This window comes from Streptomyces sp. NPDC055243 (assembly GCF_044544025.1).
In the GTDB taxonomy this organism is placed as follows: domain Bacteria; phylum Actinomycetota; class Actinomycetes; order Streptomycetales; family Streptomycetaceae; genus Streptomyces.
This window is the reverse complement of record NZ_JBITWR010000003.1, coordinates 550,214-575,229: the sequence shown is the minus strand read 5'-3', so window position 1 is coordinate 575,229 and position 25,016 is coordinate 550,214. Positions and strand designations below refer to the sequence as shown.

Here is a 25,016-nt window from a genome sequence, read left to right as displayed (position 1 = left end):
TCGCCGCCGTGTTCGACGCGGCTACTCACCGAAGTGACAACTTCCGGTGTTTCAACAGCTGACGTCTCATCACATCGTGGTGGGTTGCAGGGCGGTTGGGGACGTATCGCTATTCGGACCGTTCGACTCCGGCGCCGAACCGGGACCGTTCGACCCTTGTGTCCCACTTTCGGACCGCCGTCCGCGAAGGACGAGCACGCCTCCCGCGATGGCCAGCAGCGCACCCAGCGCACCCGTGGCCACCGGCAGCGTCTCGCCCACCAGCTTCAGCCGGCTGCTGTCGTCGTCGGCGAGCCCCACCTGCGTCTTCTGCGTCTCGGTGGTGAACGCGATGCGCTTGCTCTCCAGCAGCACCGTCGCGTCCTTGTCCGAGCCGGGGGCGCGCAGCGTCTTGCGGGGGCCGATGGCCGCGAAGATGATCCGGCCCGTGCGCTTGTCGGCGACCAGCTCGACGCCGTGGTTGGAGTACCACTCCTCGGCGAGCACGTTGCTGCGCTTGGGCTGGCCCACCAGGCGGCCCGGCACCAGGCGGGTGCCGGTCTTCGCGGGCTTCACCTTGGCGGTGAAGCGGTAGCCCTCGTACCCCTGGATCTTCTTCGTGCCGCGGAAGGTCAGCGGGACCGTCGCGCCGAGGGTGTTGTCCCACCAGGTGTAGGAGCGTTTCTGCACGTCAAAGGGGAACTTGAGGTAGGCCTCACCCTCGAAGTACGGCTTCTCGTCGCAGCAGTGCACCGGCTTGTTCGTCTTGCGGTCGGTGACCCAGCGCTCCGTCGTGAACTGGAGCGAATCGTGCGGGTCCGCGGCCGGCAGGGACTTGTCCGGATCGACGGACGTGACCACGTCCCAGACCGCGTGGTCGCTGTTGCTGTCGTCCACGTCGCCGCGTACCTGACGCGTGATCGTGAGGTTTTTATCATGAACTGTCTTGATTTTCCCGGTGTCGAAATAGCTGCCCTTGCCCTTGAAGACGGTGGTGGTGTCGATGTCCACGGGCGTGCGTTTCGCGCGTGGCTCGACGTACCACGCGAGCATCGGGGCCAGGACGAGCAGAAAGACGCCGAGTCCGAGGAGGATCAGCGAGAGGGGCGAGGCTGTGCGGCGCATTCCGGCACTCCTGGAGGCAGGTGAGAAGTGTTACCGAGCCGTATGGGGCCGGAACGCTAGGCGGACCCTTGACGAAGTGTCAATGCGTTGATGAGACTGTGCACCTGCCGGACGGGGCCGGCAGGGGACTGTGCGCACGATCTTCCGCGCGACCTGGGTGGGGACGACCTCCAGCAGAGAGGCTGACCCTGACATGCACCGATTGCTCGCCGCCGGTCTGACCGTCGTAGCCGCCGCGGCACTCGCCGTGGCCGCCGCGCTCGGCATCGTCGCTGCCCTGAACGCGACGCCCGACCAGCCCAACACGCCCCTTGTGCACTACGAGACTGCCCCTCGGGGACAGTGAGTGGCGGCCGTGCCCGTGACCGAGAGCCAGGGTTCGCTGTCCGTCCGCTCGGCCTGGCGGGACGTACCTCCCCTGCAGGTGCGGCGGTTCGCCGCGCTCGCCCTGGACGAAGTGCCCGCACTCGCCCAGGACATACTGCGGGAGATCCGCGCCGAGTACCCCGGCCTGCCCGTCGTCCTGGACGAATCGGGCGAGCCCATGGCGCTCATCGGCATACGCCGTGCCCTGGAAGGCTTCGTCCAGCAGATCGCGTCCGCCGAAGGGCGGCCGTGCTATCCGCTGGAGGTCTTCCAGGAGTTCGGCAGGGGCGAGGGCCTGCACGGCCGCAGCCTCGACTCGCTCCAGGCGATCTACCGGCTCGGTGTACGGCTCGCCTGGCGCCGCCTGGCCGAGATCGGCCAGCAGATCGAGATCCCGCCACCGGCCATGTACGAACTGGCCGAGTCGGGCTTCGAGTATCTGGACGGCCTGGTCGACCAGTCCGTCCGCGGATACGCCGAGGCCGCGGCCCGGCAGGCCGGTGAACGGCTGCGGCTTCAGCGGAAGCTGATGGAGCTGCTGCTCTCCGAGCGGCGCGGGGAATCCGGCTCCGGCGGACCGGCCGATTCCGGTTCCGGTTCGCGCTCCGGGCCGTCCGGGTCGGGCCAGCCCGGCGCCCGCAGCGCGCTCGACGAACGGGCCGCCCGCGTCGGCTGGCAGCTGCCCGAGCGGGTCGCCGTCGGCGTACTGCTGCGCCCCGCGCGCGAGGCCGTGGCACCCGCCGTCGGCCAGGGCGTCCTGCTCGACATGGAGACCGAACAGCCCCGCATGGTCGTCCCCGACCCGGACGCGGCGGGCCGCCCCGAACTCCTGCGGCGCGCCATGGCCGGCTGGTCCGGCGCGATCGGCCCGCCCGTGCCGCTGGCCGACGCCGCGAAGTCGCTGCGCTGGGCGGAGGCCGCGGTCCGCCTGATGGAGCGCGGACTGCTGCCCTCCGGCGAGGTCCTGCACTGCACCGAGCACACCGAGGCCCTGGTCCTGCTCCAGCCCGAGGAGCTCATCGAGGACCTGGCCCGCCGCTGCCTGGCCCCGCTGGCGCACTGCGGGCCCGCGCACGCCCGCCGCCTTGCCGAGACCCTCCTCGCCTGGCTGGAGACGCGGGGCGGCGCTCCGGAGGTCGCGGCACGGCTCGGGGTGCATCCGCAGACGGTGCGCTACCGCCTTCGGCAGATCAGGGAGCTGTGGGGCGACGAGGTCGACGACCCGGACCGCCGTTTCGAGATGGAGCTGGTCCTCAGGGCGAGGCGGCTGCGAGGGGAGCTCGGGCGGGCGAACTGAGCCGGGCGCTCGGGCGGGCGAACTGAGCCGGGCGTTCGGACAGCCGTACGGACAGCCCTGCGGGTAGCCTGCCGCAATGGACATGGCGGTACACGCGCAGGCAGCACTCGGCGAGGGCCCCACCTGGGATTTCGCCGCCCAGCGGCTCATCTGGGTCGACATCCTGAGTTCACGCGTCCACACGTACGACCCGTCGACCGGGCACAGCTCGGTCATGGCCACCGAGCAGCACGTCGGCGCCGCGAAGCCGCGCGCGGGCGGCGGCCTGGTGGTCAACCTCCGGGACGGCGTGGGCCTCTACGACTCCGTGGCCGACGGCGGCGCCTTCCGCTGGCTGCACCGCGAGGTCGTGCCCGGCCGCCGGGGCAACGACGCGGCGGTCGCCCCCGACGGCGCGCTCTGGGCGGGCACGATGCGCTACGACGAGGGGACGGGCGGCGGCAACCTCATCCGGCTGACCGGCGACGGCGCCGCGACCGAGCTCCTCGGCGAGGTGTCCGTCAGCAACGGCCTGGGGTGGAGCCCGGACGGCCGCTCCCTGTACTACATCGACACCCCGACCCGGCGCATCGACGTACTGGACCTGCGCGACGACCAACTCCCCGGCTCCCGCCGCCCCTTGGTGACGATCGAGGAGGAGGCCGGGTACCCCGACGGCCTCACCGTCGACGCCGAGGGCTGCGTCTGGGTGGCCCTGTGGGACGGCGCCGCCGTCCGCCGCTACACCCCCTCCGGCGTCCTGGACCGGGTGATCGAGCTCCCGGTGCGCCGCCCGACGGCGTGCGCCTTCGGCGGTCCGGGGCTGCGCGACCTGTACATCACTTCCGCCCGCACGGGACTTGGGGCGCCGCACCCCCTGTCGGGCTCCGTGCTGGTGGTGCCGGACGCCGGGCAGGGCGTGGCGCAGGCGGCGTTCGCCGGTTAGGGGCGTCCGCGCCCGGCGCGGAACAGGCGGTTTGCCCCAGAGAGGGAGCCGATGCCGTTGGAACATTCGATTCCGCACACAACCTTCACGGCAGCGGCTTCCTCTGTTACCCGCGGCTCACTTAGCCTCCGTGCCTCATGGACTACTGCCACCCGTGCCACAGGCACCTCAACGGCGCCCTGGCCTGCCCGGGGTGCGGCACGCCGGCCGAAGCCTGCCGTGAGTACGCGGAGGCGGTCACCGCGCAGGACGAACCGGCCGGTTCCGAGCGTGCGTACGACGATGCGGCGCCGCGCGGCAGGGGCCGCCGCCGGGAGCGTGGCCGCCGGGCGCACCGGCGCAGACGCCGCAAGATCCTGCTGATCACCGCCGGGCTCGCGCTCGCGGCCGGCGGCCTGAGCCTGGCCGAGCTCGGCATCGAGGGCCCTTCGGAGGAGCCGACGGCGGCGTCGTCGCCGGACGGGGGAGCGGGCAGGTCCGCGTCACGTACGCCGGATGATCCGGAGAGCGGCACGGCGGCGGACGCGGAGGCCGCCGCGGCCGATGCGTCGGCTTCGGCTTCGGCGTCGAGGTCCGCGAAGGAGAAGGCGTCCGAGGCGGCGAAGAAGGAAAAGGAAAAGGACGGGCGGAAGGAGAAGGAAAAGGCCGGAGAGAAGACGGACGAGGCCGGCACGGACCCCGGTTCCGCACCTCCGGCCACGACCTCCGCGCCCGACGGCACCCCAAACGCCCCGGACACCCCCGGGACGACGCGCCCCACGCCCCCGCCGTCCACGCAGCAGCCGGACCCGACGCCCGAGCCGGAGCCGTCACAGACGTGCGACCGGTTCCTGTGGTGGTGCACCTGACGGACCGGCCGCCGGGGGCGACGGTCAGCCCGCGTCCTCGCCGATCATCCTGCGCAGCAGCCCGCGCAGCGCGAGCCGCTCCTCACGGGAGAGCTCGGCCAGCGGCTCCCGCGCGAAGTCCAGCGACTCGCGCAGGCTGCGGGCGACCTCCAGGCCCTCCTCCGTCGGCGCCGCGAGCTTCACGCGGCGGTCGGCCGGGTCGGGCCGCCGCTCGACGAGGCCGCGTGCCTCCAGCCGGTCGATGATCCCGGTGATGTTCGACGGCTCGCACTTCAGCTTCTTCGCTATGCGGCGCATGGGCAGGGGCTCCAGGGACAGCAGACCCAGGACGCGCGCCTGCGCACCGGTGAGGGCGTGCTTGCCCGCCGCCGCGTCGTACTCCTCGTAGTAGCGCGCGACGACCGTGCCGATGAGCTCGACGACTTCGAGCGTCAGGGGATCGGTGCGCGGGGGGCGGGAGCTGGTGGTGGCCATGGACTCCAGGCTACTCCGTTACTTGACATCATGAAATATGTAGGAGCATGGTTGTTTCACAACATGAAGCATTTTCGATACGACAGCCTGCTGGAAACGGCAGCCTGAGCAGCAGGAGGACGCCCGCATGTCCGTCACCCCCACCCCCGGGTCCGAGCAGCTCCCCGCCGTCAGCCGTGAATGGCACCTCGTGCGCCGCCCGCACGGCTGGCCGGTCCCGGAGGACTTCGCGCTGCGCGAGGCCCCGGTGGCCGCCCCGGCCGACGGTCAGGTCCTGGTCCGCAACCTGCACTTCTCCGTGGACCCGTACATGCGTGGCCGCATGAACGACGTGAAGTCGTACACCCCGCCGTTCCAGCTGGACCAGCCCATGCAGGGCGGTGCGGTCGGCGAGGTCGTCGCGTCGAACGCCGATGGCCTGGCCGTGGGCGACCACGTCCTGCACTTCGGCGGCTGGCGCGACTACGCGACCGTCCCGGCCAAGCAAGCCGTCAAGGTGGACGCACAGGCCGCGCCGCTCTCCGCGTACCTCGGCGTGCTCGGCATGCCGGGCCTGACCGCCTACGCGGGCCTCTTCGAGGTCGCCTCCTTCAAGGAGGGCGACGCGGTGTTCGTCTCCGGCGCCGCGGGCGCCGTCGGCTCCCAGGTCGGCCAGATGGCCAAGCTCAAGGGTGCCTCGCGCGTCGTCGGCTCGGCGGGCTCGGACGAGAAGGTCAAGCTCCTCGTCGAGGAGTACGGCTTCGACGCCGCGTTCAACTACAAGGACCCGCGCCCGGTCGTGGAGCAGCTGAAGGAGGCGGCCCCCGACGGCATCGACGTCTACTTCGACAACGTCGGCGGCGAGCACCTCGAAGCGGCCATCAGCCGCATGAACGTGCACGGCCGCGCCACCATCTGCGGCATGATCGCGGGCTACAACGACACCGAGCCGACGCCGGGCCCGCGCAACATGGCCATGATCATCGGCAAGCGCCTGCGCCTCCAGGGGATTCTCGTCGGGGACCACGAGGCGCTGCAGCCGCAGTTCGTGTCCGAGGTCGGCGCGTGGATTCGCTCCGGCGAGCTCAAGTACAACGAGACGTTCGTCGAGGGCGTCGAGAACGGCGTCGAGGCGTTCCTGGGCATGCTGCGCGGCGAGAACACGGGAAAGATGATCGTTTCCCTGGTCTGAGGCGCGGGCATACGAGGCTCAGCGCCGGATGGTTTTCCGGCATCCGATAAAGTGATTCCACATTGTCGCGACTGTGGGCGCGCATCGCGGAACATCTCAGGAGGAACCGGCACTTATGTCCATCCAGCAGATCGACGTCAAGTACACCGCCGTCGCCACCGCCGAGAACGGCCGTGACGGCCGCGTCGCCACCGATGACGGCAAGCTCGACGTCGTCGTCAACCCGCCGAAGGAGATGGGCGGCAGCGGCGCGGGCACCAACCCCGAGCAGCTCTTCGCGGCCGGCTACAGCGCCTGCTTCCAGGGTGCGCTCGGCGTGGTCGCCCGCAAGGAGAACGCCGACATCTCCGGCTCGACCGTGACCGCCAAGGTCGGCATAGGCCAGACCGAGGCCGGCGGCTTCGGCCTGGAGGTCGCGATCACCGCCTCCATCCCGAACGTGGACGCGGCCACCGCGCAGTCCCTGATCGAGAAGGCGCACCAGGTGTGCCCGTACTCGAGCGCCACGCGCGGCAACATCAAGGTGGAGCTCGCGGTCGCCTGATCGGCGTGATCACTTACGTGGCGGAGGGCCGCACCCCGGACAAGGGGTGCGGCCCTCCGCCACGTCAGGTGACGGCGGCCGTGTGGATCGCCCGCACAAGGCGCTCGTCCTCCGGGGGCGGCCCGCCGGGGAAGGGGAACCTGCGCCGCGTGTAGCCGTAGGCGAGCCCGCTGCGCGGATCGGCGAACGCCTGCGAGCCGCCGACGCCCTTGTGCCCGATGGACCCCGCGCCGAGGAACGGATACCCCGCTTCGGCGGTGTTCTGGAACCCCACCCCGAAGGATTTGTGGGCCTGCGCCACCAGGTCGTACCCGTTGGAATGGATCTGCCCGAACTCGGCCACGGTGTCGGCCTTCAGGAGCGGCTCCCGGCCGTCGAGCCCGGTGACCGCCGCCGCGTACATCCCGGCGAGACCGCGCGCGGAGGCTACACCGCCGACGGACGCGGGCCCCTTGGCGCGCACGAGACGGGAGTTGGGGAGCGCCTCCAGATCGGTGGGGTGGGCGCCGTTGCGGTTGAAGGCGATGGAGTTCAGGGTGTCCGGCTGCGGCGGCTGCGCGTCGAGGGTGGCTTGCTCCGTGGCGGACGGGATCATCGGCAGGACGGAGCGGAAGCGGGGTTCGAGCGCCTCGGGGAGCCCGAGGTGGAAGTCGAGCCCGTGCGGGGCGCGGACCCGCTCCTCGTACGTCTCCTGCAGTGTCCGACCGGTGGCCCGCAGGACGACCTCGCCGGCCAGCGCGCCGATGGAGAGGGCGTGGTAGCCGAAGGCGCTGCCGGGGCGCCAGTAGGGCCGCTGGGTCGCGAGACGGGCGGCGACGGCGCGGTCGTCGGCGATCTCCTCGGGGCTGAACCCGCTGTCGGCGCCGACGACGCCCGCGCGGTGCGAGAGGAGCTCCCTCAGGGTGATGCGTCCCTTGCCCTCGGCGGCGAACTCCGGCCAGTAGTGGGCCACTTCGCGATCCAGCTCCAGGACGCCGTCCTGGACGAGCAGGGCGATGACGAGGTGGGCGGCGCCCTTGGTGGAGGAGTAGACGCCGAACAGCGTCCCGGGCCCGGTGTCCGGTCCCACCCACAGATCGACGACGGGCCTTCCTCGTACGTACGCGACGAGCTGCGCGGCGTGATCGGGCTTCTCCCCGGCGAGCAGGGAGGTGAATTCCCTCCGCACGGCTTCGTATCCGGTCGCGGTGGTGCCTTGAACCCTGATCTCACGGGTCATGTGTTGCGTCACCTCCCTGGGCCTGCCCCGCAAACGCCGGACGGGCTGAATTATCAGCCCCTCCGGCGTTCGAGGACGAACTCGGCGGTGTGGGCTACCCCTTAGCCCACACTCAACAAAGCCCGCCCCACCTGCGGGAACACTCCCTTCGGATGGTCGCGGAACAGTGGCTCCGTGCCGAACAGGACCACACGCGATGTCGCGGCGGAACCACTCACCACAGAAGCCTGGCCCGCGGCGTCCGCGGGGCCACCCGCACCGTTCGCCGCCCGCCAGTGCCCGGAAAGCAGCGGATTCCCGGCACCGTAGGACTGCTCGACCCGCACCCCGCTCCCGAGCCCCTTGAACCACATGGGCGCATAGACGAACGAATGCTCCACCGCACCCCCGGTCACGGCACCGCCGGAATTCACCACCCGCACCACGCCATTCGCATCCCCGTTCCCGGAGACCGCCTCAACGGAAAGCAGCTTCGCGTCCGAGTTCAACGCGGCGCCCTGCGCACCACGCCCGACAAGTCCGCCCCCACCGGCGAGGAAAGCGTCGAGCCCGGCCCGAGCCCCGGAATTCAGCTCGCCATAGGAAAGCCCCGCCGAAACGAACAGCGCGTCCGCACCCGATTTCTTCCAGTCGAAACCGGCGTTGAGGACATCCGTGGAAACCGGCACCACGTCGAAGTTCATCTCCCGCAGCGCGAACAGCTCCCCAGGAGTGACGGCCGCCGCGACCCGCGTCGCGCGCACGAGCGCCCCGCCCTTCGCCTTGGTCGCGTCGAAGGCGACGTCGTACTTCTTCGCCGCCGCGCTCGCCGCGCCCCGCGCCGAGGACGGCAGGATCACACTCCCGTCATCGGCCCGCCGCACGGAAGTCCCGCGCGCCAGCAGCCAGTTCAGGGCAGCGACCTCCCGCGCGTCGTCCAGCCGCAGCCGAAGATCCCCGCGCGATGCGACCTGGCCGACCCGTGACGCGGAGTCGACGACGCGCGAGCGCACACCGGTCAGCGAGCCGCCCCGCACGGAGTCCACCGTCGCGCCCCACAGCCGCCCGAGGCTCCACCCCGAGATGTCGTACATGGTGGACACCTTGTCGCTGATGTCCCGACCGTCGGCGAGCATCACATTGGCGAGCCCGCGCTTGGGCTGACGCATGTCGATGACGTACGAACCCTCGGAGTACGAGACGCCGCCGAGCCTGAAGTCCCGTGTCGCACGCCGGACTTCGACGTCATTGTCCAGCAGGTGTGCCACCAGGCGCGAGGCTGCCGCCGCCGAACGCTGGCCGCGCTCGCCCTTCTCCTTGCCCCGCGGAATCACGTACGCACGGGGGAATTCGGTCGTGTAGACGTCCTCCGGGCCGATGCCCGGCACCCCGGGCACGGTCTCCGGGGACACCGGCACCTGCGCCGCGCCCGTCGCGCCCCGCCGGAACGTCTCGATCTGGTCGGCGATCACCGACGTCCGGTGCTTGTGCGTGTAGTCGAGCGTCGCCGTCATCGCGGCCCCCGCGATGTCCACGTTGATCGCGGAGCGGCGCCGCAGCTCCGGCACGGGCAACTCGTCGTACTCGTCGTTGTTGACCGCCATCGGGAACTCGATGGTGTGCGCGGCGACCGCGCCGTGGAACGGCATGTACTGCGGGGTGAAGATCGGCGGCCAGTCGTCCCAGCCCTCTTCCTGGTCGCGGAAGGGGATGACGGCCGGCTCCACGCCGTCCTTCTCGGGGGTGTAGCCGAGGCCGTTGACCGCGGCTTCCATGCCGAGGGCGTTGGCGTAGGTGTTCTTGAGGAAGAGGTCGTACTCGTAGTTCTCGCCGTGCGGGGGAGTCGTCGGCTCGATCAGCGTGCCGTTGACGTACCCGTGCAGGTCGATCATGACCGCGGGCTGCTTGTCGATGGCGACCTGTCGCATCGCGCGGACCTCGGGCTGCGACGCGGTGATGAAGTCGCGGTTGAGGTCGAAGCCGTTGGCGTTGGAGCGGGTGCCCGCGATGCGGCCGTCGGGGTTGGCCGTGACGTTGAAGTACAGCCGGTTGTGGGCGAGCAGGTCCTTCGACGTGGCGTCCTTCGCCTTCGCCAGCTTCTCGATGAGCTTCAGGGCGGCGTCCGTGCCCTCCCACTCGTTGCCGTGGATGTTGTTGTTGATGAAGACCGGCGTCTTGTACGAGGACTTGACCGCCGGATCCTTGGCGGCGGCGCCCGGCGCGTTCTCGATGAGGTCGCGCATCCGCTCCTGGCGGGCGGTCTCCTTGGCCGACTCCGGCGCGGTGACCGTGACCAGGTAGAGCGGGTGACCGCCCGCCGAACGGCCCGCGATCTCCACGCTGACGCGGTCGCCGATGCCCTGGATGTCGTTCAGCTTCGGGGCTATGGAGTGATAAGGGGAAAGGCCCAGTTTTATCGACTTGTCGTCAGGATTGGCGGGAGGCGGCGTGAGCTTCTGCTCGCGGGGATAACCGCGGTTCTTGCCGCGCCCGGCATCGAGCCCGGGGCTCTTTGCGGCCCCCAGCGCCCGGTCGGCGGCGCTCTTCGGCGCCTTGGCGGCCCGGTCCGTGCTGCTGAGGGGCGAGCCCTCGCGGAGGATGTCGCGACCGCCCGGACTCGGGTCCGCGGTCGCGCTGCCGGGGGCGAGCGTAGTGAACAGAAGGGCGCCCGCCGAGGCGAGGGTGGTGAGCAGAACGGGTCTGGATGGCCGGGATATGCCCATACGTACCTCCGGGAATGAAGTCGGTACGCGTGGTCTACCGTCTCAACCCCCGCGCAACAAGAGGGCCTTCGGCCGCACGAGTCCCATGGGCCGCGAGGCCCCGACCGGCGGATAGGCTGTGCCGCATGCGTGATCTGGGACGAGGCTTCGGCTATTTGATGAAGGGCCAGCGCTGGGTCGCCCAGCACGGCAAGCAGTTCGGGGTCGGCCTGCTGCCCGGCCTGATCACCCTGCTTCTCTACGCGGCCGCGCTCGTCGCGCTCGCCCTGTGGGGCGCGGACTTCGTCGGCTGGGCGACGCCCTTCGCGGACGACTGGTCCTCGCCGTGGATCGGCCTGTTCCGCGGCTTCCTCACGGCGCTGCTCTTCGCCCTCGCGCTCCTGCTCTCGGTGATCACCTTCACGGCGTTCACGCTCCTGGTGGGCCAGCCGTTCTACGAGTCGCTGTCGGAGAAGGTCGACATCTCCGTCGACGGGTACGCCCCCGAGTCGGGCCTGCCGCTCTGGCGCGAACTGTGGATCTCCGCACGCGACAGCCTCCGCATCGTCCTGCGGGCCGCCGTCTGGGGCATCCTGCTCTTCGCCCTCGGCTTCATCCCGGTCGTCGGCCAGACCGTGGTCCCGGTGGTCGGCCTCTGCGTGACGGGCTTCTTCCTGGTCGAGGAGCTGACGGCGGTGGCGCTGCAGCGCCGGGGCGTCGAAGCCCGCGAACGGCTCGCGCTGCTGCGCGCCCGCAGGCAGCTGGCGTGGGGCTTCGGCACTCCGCTCGCCGTGGCCTTCCTGGTCCCGTTCGTCGCGGTGTTCCTGATGCCGGGGGCGGTCGCGGGAGCGACGCTGATGGCGCGGGAACTGATGGGCGAGGACGGCGGCGGCCCGGACGACCCGCGGGGACCGGCCGGTTCGGCCAACGCGGCCGACACAGCTGACCCGGCCGACTCGACCGGTCCCGGCGGGCAGGCGTCCGCTACCGGCGGGCGTCCATAGCGGTCGTCAGGATTCCCCGCACCTGCGCGATGATGTCGAGGCGGTTGCGCACGAACTCCGCATCGGTGATCTTGCCCGTGGCCGGGTCCGTGTTGCCCGCCCCGAACTGGAGGATCGGCGTGTGCACATGGCCGCCGGGCAGCCGGTCGTGCAGCCCGAGGCGGTCGCGAAGGAGCGTCGCCCGGTAGGCGATCTCGTTCGACAGGTAGTTGCCGCCGCCGCCCTCGCGGGCCGTCGACCCCGCGGTGGGCCCCTCGGGGCGGACCACGGGAGCGGTCTGGCCCGCCGGGATCTCGGTCACCGACGTGTTGTCGTACACCGGGAAACGCCCCGTCTCGGCGCTCACGATCTCCTTGTACGGGAGGGTCGTCGACGTCCACTGCGGCTGCGTAGCCGGGTCGGTGACCGGGACGGTCTCCGTGCGCGAGAGGTTCTCGTTGTCGGGGAAGCCGCCCCGCCAGGCCCCGTTGGTCCGCTCGATGTCGAAGCGTCCGGCACGGCCCTGGCTGATGGTGGTGAAGAGGTCGACGCGGGGGAGATGGGAGCGCAGGGTGCGCTCGACCGTCCCCTTGGCGAAGTCGTCCCAGCGGACGGGGAAGACGGCGGCCTCCACGCGGGCGGGCCCGTCGGCGGTGTCGATGACGGTGCCGTCGAGCGCGAGGGCGGTGGCGCCGGACGGGTTGCTGATGCGGACGTCCCGGTCGAGCGTGAACGGGTCGAAGCCGGTGACGAGGATGCGCTTGATGCGGTGGCCCGCGCGGTCCTTCCCCGACCGGTCCTTCCCCGCGCCGTCCTTCCCCGCACGGTCCTTCCTCGGGAAGTCGATGGAGTCGTGCCCGCGCGAGGCGTCCTCCAACGCCCTTACGAGACGGCCGTGCTGGGCCTGGCTCACCCCGAAGCGGGTCGGCTCCCACTGCCGCAGCTCCCGGGTCATGCCGAGCCGGGCCCAGTACAGCGGCCGGTCGTCGTCCCGGCTCAGCTCGTCGGTTCCTCCTGCCGCTGGACCCCGACCCTGCGCCCGGTCGACGGCACGCCGCCACAGGGCCTCTCCCTGCCGTTCGACGACGCGCTTGGCCTCGCCGTACGAGTGGGCGCGGCCGAGGGCCCGCGCGAACTGCGGTGCCACGGCGTCGAATCCGCTGCGGCGCAGGATCTCCTGCGGCGCGGCCCGGTCGAGGCGCTGCTCCTCGGCGGTGGCGGCCGGTGCGGTGGTGGCCGCCGACGCGGGCACGGCGGCCAGCGACAGCAGGAGGGTGACGCCTATGGCGGCGATGCGGTGGGGTGCGTTGGGCGTGAGTGACACGGGAGTCCTTCCGTGGCCGGTGGGGGTGGCCGCAGTATCCCGGCAGAGAGGCGACGCCCGCTAGTGATCCACGGCGGCGTGATCCGCGAGGACCTCCCCGATCACGTGGCGCGCGATCCTCGCGACGACGGGATTCCTCGTCCGGTAGTACGGCAGCTCGATGAGCGCGATCGAGAGCGCCCAGCCGCGCCCCCGCGCCCACGTCGCGTCATCGACGTCCAGCGCGGCGCGAAAGCCCGGCCGCGAGTCGGCCGTCAGCAGGCTCCACGCGGTCATCAGGTCGACCGCGGGTTCGCCGTGCCCCATGCACCCGAAGTCGATGACGGCGCTGAGCCGGCCGTCGGCGGTGAGCAGGTTCCCCGGCTGCAGATCGGCGTGCACCCAGACGGGCGGCCCGTCCCACCGGGGCGCGCGCAGGGCGGCGTCCCAGGCGGCGGTGGCGGCACCGGTGTCGATGATCCCGTCGAGCCGCGCGATGGCCTCGCGGGTGGCGCCGTCACGGGAGGCGAGGGGCCCGCGGCGGTACGCGGGAGGCGCGTCGGCGGTGTCGACGCGCTGGAGCGCCCGGACGAACTCCGCCAGGTCGGCGGCGAACAGGCCGGGTTGGTCCACCGCGCCGACGACCGGATTCTCGCCCTCCAGCCAGCGGTAGACGTACCAGGGCCAGGGGAAACCCTCACCGGGCTCGCCCATCCCCAGCGGCGCGGGAACGGCGAGGGGCAACAAGGGCGCGAGCCGCGGCAGATGCCGCACCTCCCTCTGTACGTCCTCGACGCCCCCTCGATGCGCGGGAGCCGGACGGCCATGTCGTCGCCCAGCCGGTAGATGGCGTTGACGGTGCCGTTCGAGTCGACGGGCTCGACCGCGAGATCCGACCAGGCGGGGAACTGCGCGGCGAGCAGCCGGCGTACGAGTGACGTGTCGATGTCGGCTTCGTCGGCGTGCATCTTGGCGCGGGACATGGGGCCTTCCGGGACGTCGGGGGAGCGAGGACCGACGTTGATCGAAGCCGCCCGGGGCGGGTCGGGTCAACCGGATTCCCCGCCGTCACTCACCGCCGCCGCCACCCCCGAGCAGGGCCAGGAAATCCCTGAACGCCCCCGCCATGTCCACCGATTCGGGGTCCAGGAGCCACTGGTACTGGAGGCCGTCCATCACCGCGACGAGCAGCGGCGCCGCCGCCTCCGGGGTGAGGCCGCCGGGGAGCCGGTCGCCGTACTCCACGCGCAGGACCGCCGCGAACTTCTCCCGCACCGAGCCGTACCGCTCGGTGAAGTACTCCCGTGCCGGATGCCCGTCCGTGACACTCTCGCCGAGCAGGGCCGAGAAGGTCTGGATGATGCCGGGGCGCATCGCGTTGTACTCGACGAGCGAGCCGAGCAGGTCCAGGCGGATCTCGTTCGCCGGCACCGCGTCCCACTGGTCGCGGGCCTCCAGGACGGCGACGAGCAGGGCGTCCTTCGTGGGGAAGTAGTGCAGCAGGCCCTGCTGGGTCAGGCCGACCCGCTCGGCGACGGCGCCCAGGCTCGCGCCCCGGTAGCCGCGCTCGGCGATCACCTCGAAGGCGGCCCGGAGGATCTCCGCGCGCCGCTCCTCGCTTCTGGCCCTGGTCGTGGTCCTGGTCGTGGTCCTGGCCTTGGGCGCCATCGCGTCTGCCCCTTCACGTTCTCGGTCCTGCTCGCGGGACGACCGTACGTCATGCCCCTCTTAAATATAACGTCCAGATCACGAAAACTACCGAGCTACAGGTAACCGAGGCAGGATGGAGGGACCGTACGGAACGGACTTGGACTTCAACGAGGAGGTACCGCCATGGCGGGAACCCAGGGCCCCGGAGCCACGCAGGCCGACCAGGCGCGCGAGGCGGTCGTGGAGGCCGCGCTCGGCAAGCTCGACCTGGACGCCAAGGCCCGGCTGCTCGGCGGGCGCGACATGTGGTCGCTGCACCCGCTGCCCGAGATCGGCCTGGCGCCCCTCGTGATGTCGGACGGCCCGATCGGCGTGCGCGGCACCCGCTGGACCGCCGACGACCCCTCCATCGCTCTGCCGTCCCCGACCGCGCTCGCCGCCACCTGGGACCAGGACCTCGCCCGCCGCGCGGGCGCCCTCCTCGCCCAGGAGGCCCGCCGCAAGGGCGTCCACGTCCTCCTCGCGCCCACCGTCAACCTGCACCGCTCGCCGCTGGGCGGCCGGCACTTCGAGGCGTACAGCGAGGACCCGTATCTGACCGGCGTCATCGGCACCGGCTATGTCCAGGGCGTGCAGTCCGGCGGCGTCGGCACGACCGTCAAGCACTTCGTCGCGAACGACGCCGAGACCGACCGCTTCACCGTGGACAACAAGGTCGGCCCGCGCGCCCTTCGCGAGCTCTATCTCGCGCCGTTCGAGGCGATCGTCGCCAACGCCCACCCCTGGGGCATCATGACCGCGTACAACCAGGTCAACGGCTCGACGATGACCGAGCACCGCTACCTGGTCAACGAGGTGCTGCGCGGCGAGTGGGGCTTCGACGGCTGCAACGTCTCCGACTGGATGGCCGCCCGCTCCACCACCGGCGCCGTCGAGGGCGGCCTCGACGTCGCCATGCCGGGGCCGCGGACCGTCTACGGCGAGGCGCTCGCCGAGGCGGTGCGCGCGGGCCGGGTAAAGGAGCCGGCGGTCGACGAGGCCGTGCGCAACGTCCTGCGGCTCGCGGCCCGCGTCGGCATCCTCGACGGCGCCGAGCCGGTGGTCACCGACGTGCCCGCCGAGATCGACGGCGAGTCCCTCGCCCGCGAGATCGCCCGCCGCGCCTTCGTCCTCGTACGCAACGAGAACGACGCGCTGCCGCTGCGCCCCACCGCCTCCGTCGCCCTCATCGGCGCCGCCGCGCGCGACGCGCGCGTCCTGGGCGGCGGCTCCGCCACCGTCTTCCCCGCCCGCGTCACCTCCCCGCTCGACGGCCTGAGGGCGGCACTCGGCGATGACGCGCTGACGTACGCCGTCGGCGCCGACCCGAGCGACGAACTCGCCCCCGCCGACAAGGGGTTCGAGCTGCGAGCCATCTGCCGCGACGCGGACGGCGACGTCCTGGGCGAGGGCAACCTCCCCTCCGGCCAGGTCCAGTGGATCGGCGACGACCTGCCCGAGGGAGTCAGCCACGAGACGATGGCCTCCATCGAGGTCGTCGGCACGTTCACGCCGCGCGCGAGCGGTGAGCACTCCTTCGGCACGCGCGGGCTCGGCGCCTTCACGCTCTGTGTCGGCGGCGAGGTCGTCTTCGAGGGGTCCGAGGTGATGGGCCCCGAGTCCGACCCCTTCGAGGCGTTCTTCGGCTCGCCGGTCGAGCGCGCCAAGGTGCGCCTGACGGCGGGCGAGCCGGTCGAGGTCTCGCTCCTGCACCCCCTCGACAAGGAGTACGAGGCCCCGCTCCCCGGCGTCGTGTTCTCCTTCGTGCACCTGGAGCCGCGGCGCGACCCCGACGAGCTGATCGCCGAGGCCGTCGAGGCGGCGCGCGGCGCCGACACGGCGGTCGTGGTCGTCGCCACCACCGAGCGCGTCGAGTCCGAGGGCTTCGACCGGCAGGACCTGCGGCTCCCGGGCCGCCAGGACGAACTGGTGCGCGCGGTGGCCGAGGCCAATCCCCGCACGGTCGTGGTCGTCAACTCCGGCTCCCCGGTGGAGCTTCCGTGGCGCGAGGACGTCGCGGCGGTGCTGCTCGGCTGGTTCCCGGGACAGGAGGGCGGCGCCGCGCTCGCCGACGTGCTCCTGGGCGCGCGGGAGCCGGGCGGACGCCTGCCCACGACATGGGGCGCCCTCGCGGACGCCCCGGTCACCCGCGTCACCCCGTCCGACGGCGAACTCGCTTACACCGAGGGCGTGTTCATCGGCTACCGCGCCTGGGAGAAGGCGGGCGCCACTCCCGCCTACGCCTTCGGCCACGGCCTCGGCTACACCGACTGGACGTACGAGTCCCTCGTCGTGGAGGGCACGACGGCCACGGTCCGCGTCCGCAACTCCGGCCCCCGCGCGGGCCGCGAGGTCGTCCAGGTCTACCTCGCCCCGACCGCGAACGACGGCGACCGCCCGGCCCGCTGGCTGGCCGGCTTCTCGGGCGCGGAGGCGGCCCCCGGCGAGAGCGTGGAGGTACGGATCGAACTCCCGCGCCGCGCCTTCGGGATCTGGGACGATTCCGCCAACTCCTGGTCCCATCAGGGCGGTTCGTACGAGATCCAGGTGGGCCGCTCCATCGCCGACCGCAGGCTGAGCGAGACGATCACCGTCTGACTCTCGGCGCTCCCCGTTATCCGCTCAGCGCTCCCCGCTCCCCGCTCCCCGCTCAGCGAACCGAGAAGCCGTACACCGTCTCCGACGTGTACACCCCACCCGGCCGCAGCACCGTCCCAGGGAACTCCGGCCGGTTGGGGGAGTCGGGGAAGTGCTGCGTCTCCAGGGCGACGCCGTCGCCGGGGCCGAACGGCAGCGGCTCCTCGAAGTGGTCGGCCGTGTACAGCTGGAGGCCCGGCTCCGTCGTCGCGACGGTCAGCACGCGCCCGGAGGCGGGCTCGCTCAGCTCCGCCACCTCGACCGGCCGCGCGGTCGCCCCCTTGTCCAGCACGTAGTTGTGGTCGATCCCGGACCCGACCTTCCGCGCGGTCCGGAAGTCGAAGCGCGTCCCGTCGACCTCCTCGTACGCCCCGGTGGGAATCTGCGCCCCGTCCGTCGGCGTGAGCCGCGCCGCGTCGATCCGCAGCTCGTGCCCGGCGGCGCTGCCGCTCCCGGCCCCGGCGAGGTTCCAGTACGTGTGGTTGGTGAGGTTCACGACCGTCGGGGCGTCGGTCGTCGCCTCGTAGGTGATCCGCAGCGCGCCCGCCTCGTCCAGCGTGTACGTCGCCGACACCGCGAGCCGCCCGGGATAGCCCTCCTCGCCGTCCGGGCTCACCCGGGAGAGCCGCACCCCGTGCTCGACCTCCGCCGCGTCCCACACCCGCTTGTCGAAACCGGCCGCGCCGCCGTGCAGCGCGTTGGGCTCGTTGTTCCGCGCCAGGCGGTACGTCCGGCCGTCGAGCGTGAACCCACCGCCCGCGATCCGGTTCGCGTACCGGCCCACAAGCGCCCCGAAGTACGGCCCGGGATGATCGAGATAGCCCCGCAGATCGTCGAAGCCGAGGGCCACCGGCTCGCGCCGCCCGGACCGGTCGGGAACTTCCGCCGACTGGACAATCCCGCCGTACGTCAGGACGCGTACCCGCACCCCGCCCCTTTCCAGGGTCCAGCGATGGACGGGGGTGCCGTCGGGGAGCGTCCCGAAGAGTTCACTGCGCATGATCGCGACCCTACGCCGGGCCGCGGGGCCGCCGGACCCTCAGGCCCCGGGATCCTTGGGATCCTTGGCCTTCACCTGCCGGTAGGCCAGCTCCGCGAGCCGCTCCTGGCCGTTCTTGCTGGGGTGGAACCAGTCCCAGTGGCTCAACTGGTCGCCGTCGAAGCGGTAGTCGAAGACCGCCCCGCCGTCGTACCGGCAGCGCAGGTCCTTCGCGCACACGTCCTTGAGCACGTCGTTGTAGGCGATCACGCGATTCTGGACGGTGGCCCGCCGCTGCGTCGCCGACGCGGCCAGGTCGTCCGGGTCCGCCAGCATCGAGGCGCAGATGCCCAGCTTCCAGATCTGCTTGCCCAGCGCGTTGGTGCGCCCCTGGGACCAGAGCCGCTTCAGGTCCGGCACGGAGGCGACGTACACCTGCGTCTTGGGAAGCTCCCGCCGCAGCGTGCGCATCGCCTCCTCGAAGTCGGCACGGAACTCGGCGACCGACGTCATGGAGTCCGCCGAAGGGCGGCAGGCGTCGTTCGCGCCCGCCATCACCGTGATCAGCTCGGGGCGCTTGAGCGCGGCCTGCTCGACCTGCCCGGAGAGATCGTCCATCCGGGCGCCGGTCTTCGCGTAGTTCCAGCTGTGCCCGGCGGCCCGCTCCTTGCCGAGCAGCCGCGTCGCGAGGCTGCGCACATCGGAGCCCGTGCCGGTCGCCCAGGACGCCTCGGGGCAGTCGGCCAGCACCGAGCAGGCGTCGAAGCCGCGGGTGATGGAGTCGCCGACGGCCGCCAGGGAGTTCGGACTGGTGTTCCAGATGGGGGTGGGCTTGGGGGACGGCTTGTCGTGCGCCGATGGTCCATTGGGTGCGGGGGAGTTGCCGCCGGAGGCGTCGCACGCGACGATCGCGGCGGTGGCGACGGTCGCGGCGAGAAGAACCGCCGTCGCGGTGGCGACGGCGGCGCGCGGGCGGTTCCTTCGGTTCCGCATCCCCAGGTCCCCTCTGTTGTCGTGGCCGTCGTAGGCCGACCGCGCCGTTTCGGCGCCCCTGCGGGTGAATGGTGGGCGATTCCTGGCCCTTGGACCGACGGTACGTCACACTCCTTGCGCCGCCGCACGGTAGCCTCGCCACCCAGTGGCACCCTGCGCTTTCGGTTCCGCTAAATTACATCACGTCACATCTGTCCTGTTTTCGGAGTTTCCGGATTCGGGGCCACAACGCTCGGCACGGGCGCGAGGCCGCTGGGGAAGGCGAACCTCGACCCACACTGGAGGTCCCGGTGACGACACGTGGAGTTCTGTACGTGCACTCCGCACCGCGCGCGCTGTGCCCGCACGTCGAATGGGCAGTCGCGGGCGTTCTCGGCGCGCGCGTCAACCTCGACTGGATCAGGCAGCCCGCGGCGCCCGGCAGCTGGAGATCGGAGTTCTCCTGGCGCGGCTCGGTGGGCACCGCGTCCAAACTCGCCTCCGCCCTGCGCGGCTGGCAGCTGCTGCGCTTCGAGGTCACATCGGAGCCGTGCCCCACGGCCGAGGGCGAGCGGTACAGCGCCACACCCGAACTCGGCATCTTCCACGCGGTCACCGGAATCCACGGCGACATCCTGATCCCGGAGGACCGCCTGCGCGCCGCCCTGGCCCGCTCCCAGCGCGGCGAGAGCAACCTGGAGGCCGAGCTAGCCAAGCTGCTCGGCAAGCCCTGGGACGACGAACTGGAGCCTTTCCGGTACGCGGGCGAGGGCGCCCCGGTGCGGTGGCTGCACCAGGTGGTCTGACACACGCCTGCCGTTCTTCCGGCGCACTCCTGACGTACTTCTGGCGCACACGGCGAAGGGCCCCCACCGCACGGTGGGGGCCCTTCGTCACGTACAGCCGACTGCTCAGACGCTCCTGAACGCCAGCACCACGTTGTGGCCGCCGAAGCCGAACGAGTCGTTCAGCGCCGCGATCCTGCCCTCGGGCAGGGTGCGGGGCTCGTCACGGATGACGTCCGCTTCGACCTCGGGGTCGAGGTTCTCGATGTTGATCGTCGGCGGGGCGACGCGGTTCTTCAGCGCGAGGACCGTGGCCACGGTCTCCACGCCGCCCGCGCCACCGAGCAGGTGACCGGTCATCGACTTCGTGCTGGAGACCGCCATGTGGTCCACGTCGTGGCCGAACGCCTTGCGCAGCGCCTTGATCTCGGCGACATCGCCCTGCGGCGTCGAGGTCGCGTGCGCGTTCACGTGCACGATCTCGGCGGGCTTGAGGTCCGTGCCGTCGATGAGGTTCTGCAGCGCGGCCGCGATGCCGTTGCCGGAGGGCTCGGGCTGCGTGATGTGGTGGGCGTCGGCCGAGATGCCCTGGCCGACCGCCTCCGCGTAGATCTTCGCGCCGCGGGCCTTGGCGTGCTCCTCGGACTCGAGGACGATCACGCCGGCGCCCTCGCCGAGCACGAAGCCGTTGCGGGCGACGTCGTAGGGGCGCGAGGCGCCCGCCGGGTCGTCGTTGTTCTTGGACATCGCCATCATGTTGCCGAACGCGACGATCGGCAGCGGGTGGATCGCCGCCTCCGTGCCACCCGCGACGACGACGTCGGCGCGGCCGGTGCGGATCATCTCGATCGCGTAGCCGATGGCCTCGGCGCCCGAGGCGCACGCCGATACGGGGGTGTGCACACCCGCGTGGGCGCCCAGCTCGATGCCGACGTTGGCCGCCGGGGAGTTGGGCATCAGCATCGGCACGGTGTGCGGGGAGACGCGGCGTACGCCCTTCTCCTTGAGCACGTCGTACTGGTCGAGCAGGGTGGTCACGCCGCCGATGCCGGAGGCGATGACCGCGCCGAGGCGGTCCGGGTCCACGGACGTGTCCTCGCCCGCCTTCGCGGTGTAACCCGCGTCGGCCCACGCCTCCTTCGCCGCGATCAGCGCGAACTGCGCCGAGCGGTCCAGCTTGCGGGCCTGCGGACGAGGAATGACCTCGCCCGGCTCGACCGCGATCTGGCCCGCGATACGGACCGGAAGGTCGGCCGCCCAGTCCTGCTCGAGAAGGCGGACACCGGAACGGCCCGCGAGCAGACCGTCCCAGGTCGAGGCTGCGTCGCCACCCAGCGGTGTGGTTGCGCCGATACCGGTGACGACCACGGTGCGATTGGTCGAGTTCACAGGAAATTTCTCCACGGTGTTGAGGGGATCAGCGGCGCCACCGCCGGGTGGCGACAGCAGAGCAGCCCTATCAGGCCTGGTGCTTGACGATGTAGCTGGTCGCGTCGCCGACCGTCTTGAGGTTCTTGACGTCGTCGTCCGGGATCTTGACGTCGAAGCGCTCTTCGGCGGCGACGACGACCTCGACCATGGACAGCGAGTCGACGTCCAGGTCGTCGGTGAAGGACTTGTCCAGCTGGACGTCCTCGACCGGGATGCCGGCGATCTCGTTCACGATCTCCGCGAGACCGGCGACGATCTCTTCCTGAGTGGCGGCCATGTTGGCGCTCCTTCTATGTATCCAGAGGGTGTGGCGGCATCTGCACGGATCGGATGATCCGGACGAGTTGCCTAGGGGAGGGTAACGACCGTGGCGGCGTACACGAGACCCGCCCCGAAGCCGATGACGAGCGCGGTGTCGCCGCTCTTCGCCTCGCCGGTCGCCAGGAGCCGCTCCATCGCGAGCGGGATCGAGGCTGCCGACGTATTGCCGGTGGTGCGCACGTCACGGGCGACCGTGACGTGTTCCGGCAGTTTGAGAGTCTTCACCATCGAGTCGATGATCCGCTCGTTGGCCTGGTGCGGAATGAAGACATCCAGGTCGTCCGCGGTGATTCCGGCCGCGTCCAGCGCCTGCTGGGCGACCTTCGCCATCTCGAACACGGCCCAGCGGAAGACCGCCTGGCCCTCCTGCGTGATCGCAGGGAACTTGATGTTGCCCTCGCTGTCGAGCGGCAGCTTCGAGACATCGCCGACGTGGAACTCGTTCCACGCCACCGTCTGCTTGATGGTCTCGGACTTGTCGCCCTCGCTGCCCCAGATCGTGGGACCGATCTGCGGCTCCTGCGACGGGCCGACGATCACGGCGCCGGCTCCGTCACCGAACAGGAAGGCCGTCGCGCGGTCCTCCAGGTCGGTGAGGTCGCTCAGCCGCTCCACGCCGATGACCAGGACGTACTCCGCGCTGCCCTCGACGATCATGCCCTTGGCGAGGGTCAGGCCGTAGCCGAAGCCCGCGCAGCCGGCGGAGATGTCGAACGCGGCGGGCTTGCCCGCGCCGATCTTGTCCGCGATCTCGGTCGCGATGGCCGGGGTCTGCTTGAAGTGCGAGACGGTCGAGACGACCACCGCGCCGATCTGCTCCGGGGTGATGCCCGCGTCGGCGATCGCCTTGCCGGACGCCTCGACGGACATCGCGGCCACGGTCTCCTCGTCGGAGGCCCAGTGGCGGGTCGCGATGCCGGAGCGGGAGCGGATCCACTCGTCGGAGGAGTCGATCGTCTCGAGGATCACCTCGTTGGGCACGACACGGGTCGGGCGGTAACCACCGACACCCATGATGCGCGCGTACGGGGCGCCCTTACTGGGCTTGATCTTCGACATGCTCTCCTGGCTCCTTCTCAGGCACCCGCCGCGTCGGCGGCGGATGCGGTGTCGGCGATGAGCTCAGATGCGGCGTCGAGATCGTCGGGTGTCTTGAGGGCCACCGTCCGCACACCGGGCAGGGCGCGCTTGGCGAGACCGGTCAGCGTGCCACCGGGGCACAGCTCGATCATCGCCGTGACCCCCAGCTCCTTGAACGTCTCCATGCACAGGTCCCAGCGCACCGGGTTGGCCACCTGGCCGACCAGGCGGGCCACGATGTCCGAGCCGGTCGCCACGGTCCGGCCGTCGCGGTTCGAGACGTACGTCAGCTTCGGGTCGGCCGGGGCGAGAGCCTTGGCGGCCTCCTCGAGTGTGGCGACCGCGGGAGCCATGTGGTGCGTGTGGAAAGCGCCGGCGACCTTCAGCGGCACGACGCGGCGCACGCCCTCGGGCTTGTCGTCGGCGAGCGCGGCGATCTGCTCCGCGGTGCCCGCGGCGACGATCTGCCCGGCGCCGTTCACGTTCGCCGGCGTCAGGCCGAGCTTCTCCAGGTGCGGGACGGTGATCTCGGGATCGCCGCCGAGCAGCGCCGCCATGCCGGTCTCCGTGACCGCCGCGGCGTCGGCCATGGCCAGACCCCGGGTACGGACGAGACGGAGGGCGGCGTCGTCGCTGAGCACTCCGGCGTACGCGGCGGCGGTGATCTCGCCGACGCTGTGCCCCGCGACCGCGCCGGGCTTGTTCGCTGCGAGGGCGTCACCGAGTGCCCCGGCGGAGAGCAGACCGGCGGCCACCAGGAGCGGCTGGGCCACGGCGGTGTCGCGGATCGCGTCCGCGTCGGCCTGGGTGCCGTAGTGGGCAAGGTCGAGCCCGATGGCGTCCGACCACGCGCCGAGGCGGTCGGCCGCGCCGGGGAGATCGAGCCAGGGAGTCAGGAAGCCGGGCGTCTGGGCGCCTTGGCCGGGAGCGACGAGTACGAGCACTCTCACACTCTCTCTTGTGGACGGTGCAAGCCGCCCGTGGGGACAGGGACGAAGAACGGCTGGGGGAATTGTAGAGGCCCTACAAAATCCTACGGTTGGAGATCTCCGTCGGCCAGACGCCCCAGGATCAGCGCGATCCGCAGCGTGAAGGCCGAGCGTACGTCGGAGGGTGACCAACCGGTGACGTCAGTCACACGTCGCAGCCGGTAGCGCACGGTGTTGGGGTGCACGAAGAGCATCCGGGCGGCCCCTTCGAGGCTGCTGGCCTGCTCCAGATAGACGCTGAGCGTCTCCAGGAGCGCGGAGCCCGCTTCCTCCAGTGGTCTGTAGATCTCCTCCACCAACTGATCGCGCGCGGCGGGATCGCTCGCGATCGCGCGCTCCGGCAGGAGATCGTCCGCCAGGACGGGGCGCGGGGCGTCCTGCCAGGCGGCACAGGCCTTGAGCCCGGCGGCCGCGGCCTGCGCGGACCGGGTGGCGGCCAGCAGGTCGGGGACGATGGGCCCGGCGACGACGGGACCGGCCGCGTACGGGCCGATCAGACCCTTCGCGACCTGCAGAGGATTGTCGCTGCCGCCCGCGATGACGACAAGACGGTCGCCGAGCACACCGGTCAGGACCTGGAGCTTGGCGTGCCGGGCGGCGCGGCGGATGGCTTCGACGGTGAGCTCGCTGTCGCCGTCGGGCGCGGTGCCGAGGACCACGCAGACGTGCTCGGGGGAGTTCCAGCCGAGCGCGGCGGCCCTGCTCACCGCTCCCTCGTCGGCCTCTCCGGAGAGCACGGCGTTCACGACGAGCGACTCGAGGCGGGCGTCCCAGGCACCGCGTGCCTCGGCGGCCTGTGCGTAGACCTGCGCGGTGGCGAAGGCGATCTCCCGGGCGTAGACGAGGAGCGCCTCGCGCAGGATGGATTCGTCTCCGGGGGCCGCGACCTCGTCGATCGCGGACTCCATCACCTCGATCGTCGTACGCACCATCTCAACGGTCTGGCGCAGGGTGATCGCCCTGGTCAGCTCGCGCGGGGCGGTGCCGAAGACGTCGGTGGAGATGGCCTGGGGGGCGTCGGGCCGCCGGAACCACTCGGTGAAGGCGGCGATACCGGCCTGCGCCACCAGGCCGATCCAGGAGCGGTTCTCCGGGGGCATCGCCCGGTACCAGGAGAGCGTCTCGTCCATGCGCGCGATGGCCTGCGCCGCGAGGCTGCCGGCCGACTGCTCGAGGCGCTTCAGCGTGGCTGAGTGCGCGTGAGCCTTCCGGTGCGCG

Annotated in this window: 22 protein-coding genes and 1 pseudogene; 9 read left to right on the top strand and 14 right to left on the bottom strand. The window is 71.4% G+C overall.

The features are described from left to right. Positions 1-69: 69 nt before the first annotated feature. Positions 70-1,104: a DUF3068 domain-containing protein gene (locus ACIGXX_RS12420; protein WP_351160104.1), complete on the bottom strand. Its 1,035-nt coding sequence runs from the start codon at positions 1,102-1,104 to the stop codon at positions 70-72. Positions 1,105-1,297: 193 nt separating this feature from the next. On the opposite strand from ACIGXX_RS12420, the gene ACIGXX_RS12415 reads away from it, so the two are divergent. The 4 genes from ACIGXX_RS12415 to ACIGXX_RS12400 all read left to right on the top strand — a co-directional run bounded on the left by ACIGXX_RS12415 (position 1,298) and on the right by ACIGXX_RS12400 (position 4,540). Further along, a complete protein-coding gene (locus ACIGXX_RS12415; protein WP_351160102.1) occupies positions 1,298-1,450 on the top strand; it encodes a hypothetical protein in 153 nt (50 codons plus the stop codon). 15 nt (positions 1,451-1,465) lie between these two features. Further along, entirely contained in the window at positions 1,466-2,767 is a 1,302-nt protein-coding gene (locus tag ACIGXX_RS12410) for a helix-turn-helix domain-containing protein (RefSeq protein ID WP_351160701.1), read from the top strand. Positions 2,768-2,843: 76 nt separating this feature from the next. Continuing rightward, complete coding sequence (locus ACIGXX_RS12405) at positions 2,844-3,692, top strand: SMP-30/gluconolactonase/LRE family protein (protein WP_399975076.1); 849 nt, start codon at positions 2,844-2,846, stop codon at positions 3,690-3,692. Positions 3,693-3,829: 137 nt separating this feature from the next. Further along, entirely contained in the window at positions 3,830-4,540 is a 711-nt protein-coding gene (locus ACIGXX_RS12400) for a hypothetical protein (protein ID WP_366462066.1), read from the top strand. Between the two features lie 24 nt (positions 4,541-4,564). Here the strand turns inward: ACIGXX_RS12400 and ACIGXX_RS12395 are convergent, their stop codons facing one another. After that, positions 4,565-5,014, bottom strand: a complete 450-nt coding sequence (locus tag ACIGXX_RS12395; protein WP_351160096.1) for a MarR family transcriptional regulator — start codon at positions 5,012-5,014, stop codon at positions 4,565-4,567. Between the two features lie 127 nt (positions 5,015-5,141). On the opposite strand from ACIGXX_RS12395, the gene ACIGXX_RS12390 reads away from it, so the two are divergent. After that, on the top strand, positions 5,142-6,185 hold the full coding sequence (locus ACIGXX_RS12390) for an NADP-dependent oxidoreductase (protein ID WP_399975073.1): 1,044 nt from the start codon (positions 5,142-5,144) through the stop codon (positions 6,183-6,185). Positions 6,186-6,300: 115 nt separating this feature from the next. Continuing rightward, on the top strand, positions 6,301-6,729 hold the full coding sequence (locus ACIGXX_RS12385; RefSeq protein ID WP_351160091.1) for an organic hydroperoxide resistance protein: 429 nt from the start codon (positions 6,301-6,303) through the stop codon (positions 6,727-6,729). Between the two features lie 64 nt (positions 6,730-6,793). Here the strand turns inward: ACIGXX_RS12385 and ACIGXX_RS12380 are convergent, their stop codons facing one another. Both ACIGXX_RS12380 and ACIGXX_RS12375 read right to left on the bottom strand, forming a co-directional pair. Next, complete coding sequence (locus ACIGXX_RS12380; RefSeq protein WP_399975069.1) at positions 6,794-7,948, bottom strand: serine hydrolase domain-containing protein; 1,155 nt, start codon at positions 7,946-7,948, stop codon at positions 6,794-6,796. Between the two features lie 101 nt (positions 7,949-8,049). Continuing rightward, positions 8,050-10,650 (bottom strand): M14 family zinc carboxypeptidase, encoded by a 2,601-nt coding sequence (locus ACIGXX_RS12375; RefSeq protein ID WP_399975067.1) that lies wholly within the window; start codon positions 10,648-10,650, stop codon positions 8,050-8,052. Positions 10,651-10,775: 125 nt separating this feature from the next. Between ACIGXX_RS12375 and ACIGXX_RS12370 the strand changes: the two genes are divergently transcribed. Then, a complete protein-coding gene (locus ACIGXX_RS12370; protein ID WP_399975064.1) occupies positions 10,776-11,633 on the top strand; it encodes an EI24 domain-containing protein in 858 nt (285 codons plus the stop codon). On the opposite strand, the gene ACIGXX_RS12365 is transcribed toward ACIGXX_RS12370, so the two are convergent. From ACIGXX_RS12365 to ACIGXX_RS12355, 3 genes and pseudogenes are all read right to left on the bottom strand, one after another. Then, positions 11,614-12,936, bottom strand: coding sequence for a pyroglutamyl peptidase (locus tag ACIGXX_RS12365; protein ID WP_399975061.1), 1,323 nt, complete (start codon positions 12,934-12,936; stop codon positions 11,614-11,616). The two genes, ACIGXX_RS12370 and ACIGXX_RS12365, sit on opposite strands and share 20 nt — an antisense overlap. A gap of 60 nt (positions 12,937-12,996) precedes the next feature. Continuing rightward, positions 12,997-13,883: pseudogene (locus ACIGXX_RS12360) on the bottom strand (aminoglycoside phosphotransferase family protein). Between the two features lie 100 nt (positions 13,884-13,983). Beyond that, positions 13,984-14,583 carry a TetR/AcrR family transcriptional regulator gene (locus ACIGXX_RS12355; protein WP_361462608.1) on the bottom strand — a complete coding sequence of 200 codons (600 nt, stop codon included), beginning with the start codon at positions 14,581-14,583 and terminating at the stop codon, positions 13,984-13,986. 165 nt (positions 14,584-14,748) lie between these two features. Here ACIGXX_RS12355 and ACIGXX_RS12350 point away from each other — a divergent pair, with 165 nt between their 5' ends. Next, complete coding sequence (locus tag ACIGXX_RS12350; RefSeq protein ID WP_399975058.1) at positions 14,749-17,202, top strand: beta-glucosidase; 2,454 nt, start codon at positions 14,749-14,751, stop codon at positions 17,200-17,202. 52 nt (positions 17,203-17,254) lie between these two features. Here the strand turns inward: ACIGXX_RS12350 and ACIGXX_RS12345 are convergent, their stop codons facing one another. Continuing rightward, complete coding sequence (locus tag ACIGXX_RS12345; protein ID WP_399975055.1) at positions 17,255-18,241, bottom strand: aldose epimerase family protein; 987 nt, start codon at positions 18,239-18,241, stop codon at positions 17,255-17,257. Positions 18,242-18,280: 39 nt separating this feature from the next. After that, the gene (locus ACIGXX_RS12340) at positions 18,281-19,213 is read right to left on the bottom strand and encodes an SGNH/GDSL hydrolase family protein (protein WP_351160071.1); all 933 of its coding nucleotides are present in this window, start codon (positions 19,211-19,213) and stop codon (positions 18,281-18,283) included. A gap of 290 nt (positions 19,214-19,503) precedes the next feature. Here ACIGXX_RS12340 and ACIGXX_RS12335 point away from each other — a divergent pair, with 290 nt between their 5' ends. Continuing rightward, on the top strand, positions 19,504-19,998 hold the full coding sequence (locus ACIGXX_RS12335) for a DUF3145 domain-containing protein (protein ID WP_344521149.1): 495 nt from the start codon (positions 19,504-19,506) through the stop codon (positions 19,996-19,998). A gap of 105 nt (positions 19,999-20,103) precedes the next feature. Here ACIGXX_RS12335 and fabF read toward each other — a convergent pair whose 3' ends face one another. From fabF to fasR, 5 genes are all read right to left on the bottom strand, one after another. Beyond that, positions 20,104-21,366 carry a beta-ketoacyl-ACP synthase II gene (gene fabF / locus ACIGXX_RS12330; RefSeq protein ID WP_399975052.1) on the bottom strand — a complete coding sequence of 421 codons (1,263 nt, stop codon included), beginning with the start codon at positions 21,364-21,366 and terminating at the stop codon, positions 20,104-20,106. Positions 21,367-21,436: 70 nt separating this feature from the next. After that, positions 21,437-21,685 carry an acyl carrier protein gene (locus ACIGXX_RS12325; RefSeq protein WP_351160066.1) on the bottom strand — a complete coding sequence of 83 codons (249 nt, stop codon included), beginning with the start codon at positions 21,683-21,685 and terminating at the stop codon, positions 21,437-21,439. A 71-nt stretch (positions 21,686-21,756) separates the two neighbouring features. After that, positions 21,757-22,788 carry a ketoacyl-ACP synthase III gene (locus tag ACIGXX_RS12320; RefSeq protein ID WP_351160063.1) on the bottom strand — a complete coding sequence of 344 codons (1,032 nt, stop codon included), beginning with the start codon at positions 22,786-22,788 and terminating at the stop codon, positions 21,757-21,759. 17 nt (positions 22,789-22,805) lie between these two features. After that, entirely contained in the window at positions 22,806-23,753 is a 948-nt protein-coding gene (locus tag ACIGXX_RS12315; protein ID WP_383818694.1) for an ACP S-malonyltransferase, read from the bottom strand. 89 nt (positions 23,754-23,842) lie between these two features. Next, complete coding sequence (gene fasR / locus ACIGXX_RS12310; protein ID WP_351160696.1) at positions 23,843-24,982, bottom strand: fatty acid biosynthesis transcriptional regulator FasR; 1,140 nt, start codon at positions 24,980-24,982, stop codon at positions 23,843-23,845. Between the last annotated feature and the right edge of the window lie 34 nt (positions 24,983-25,016).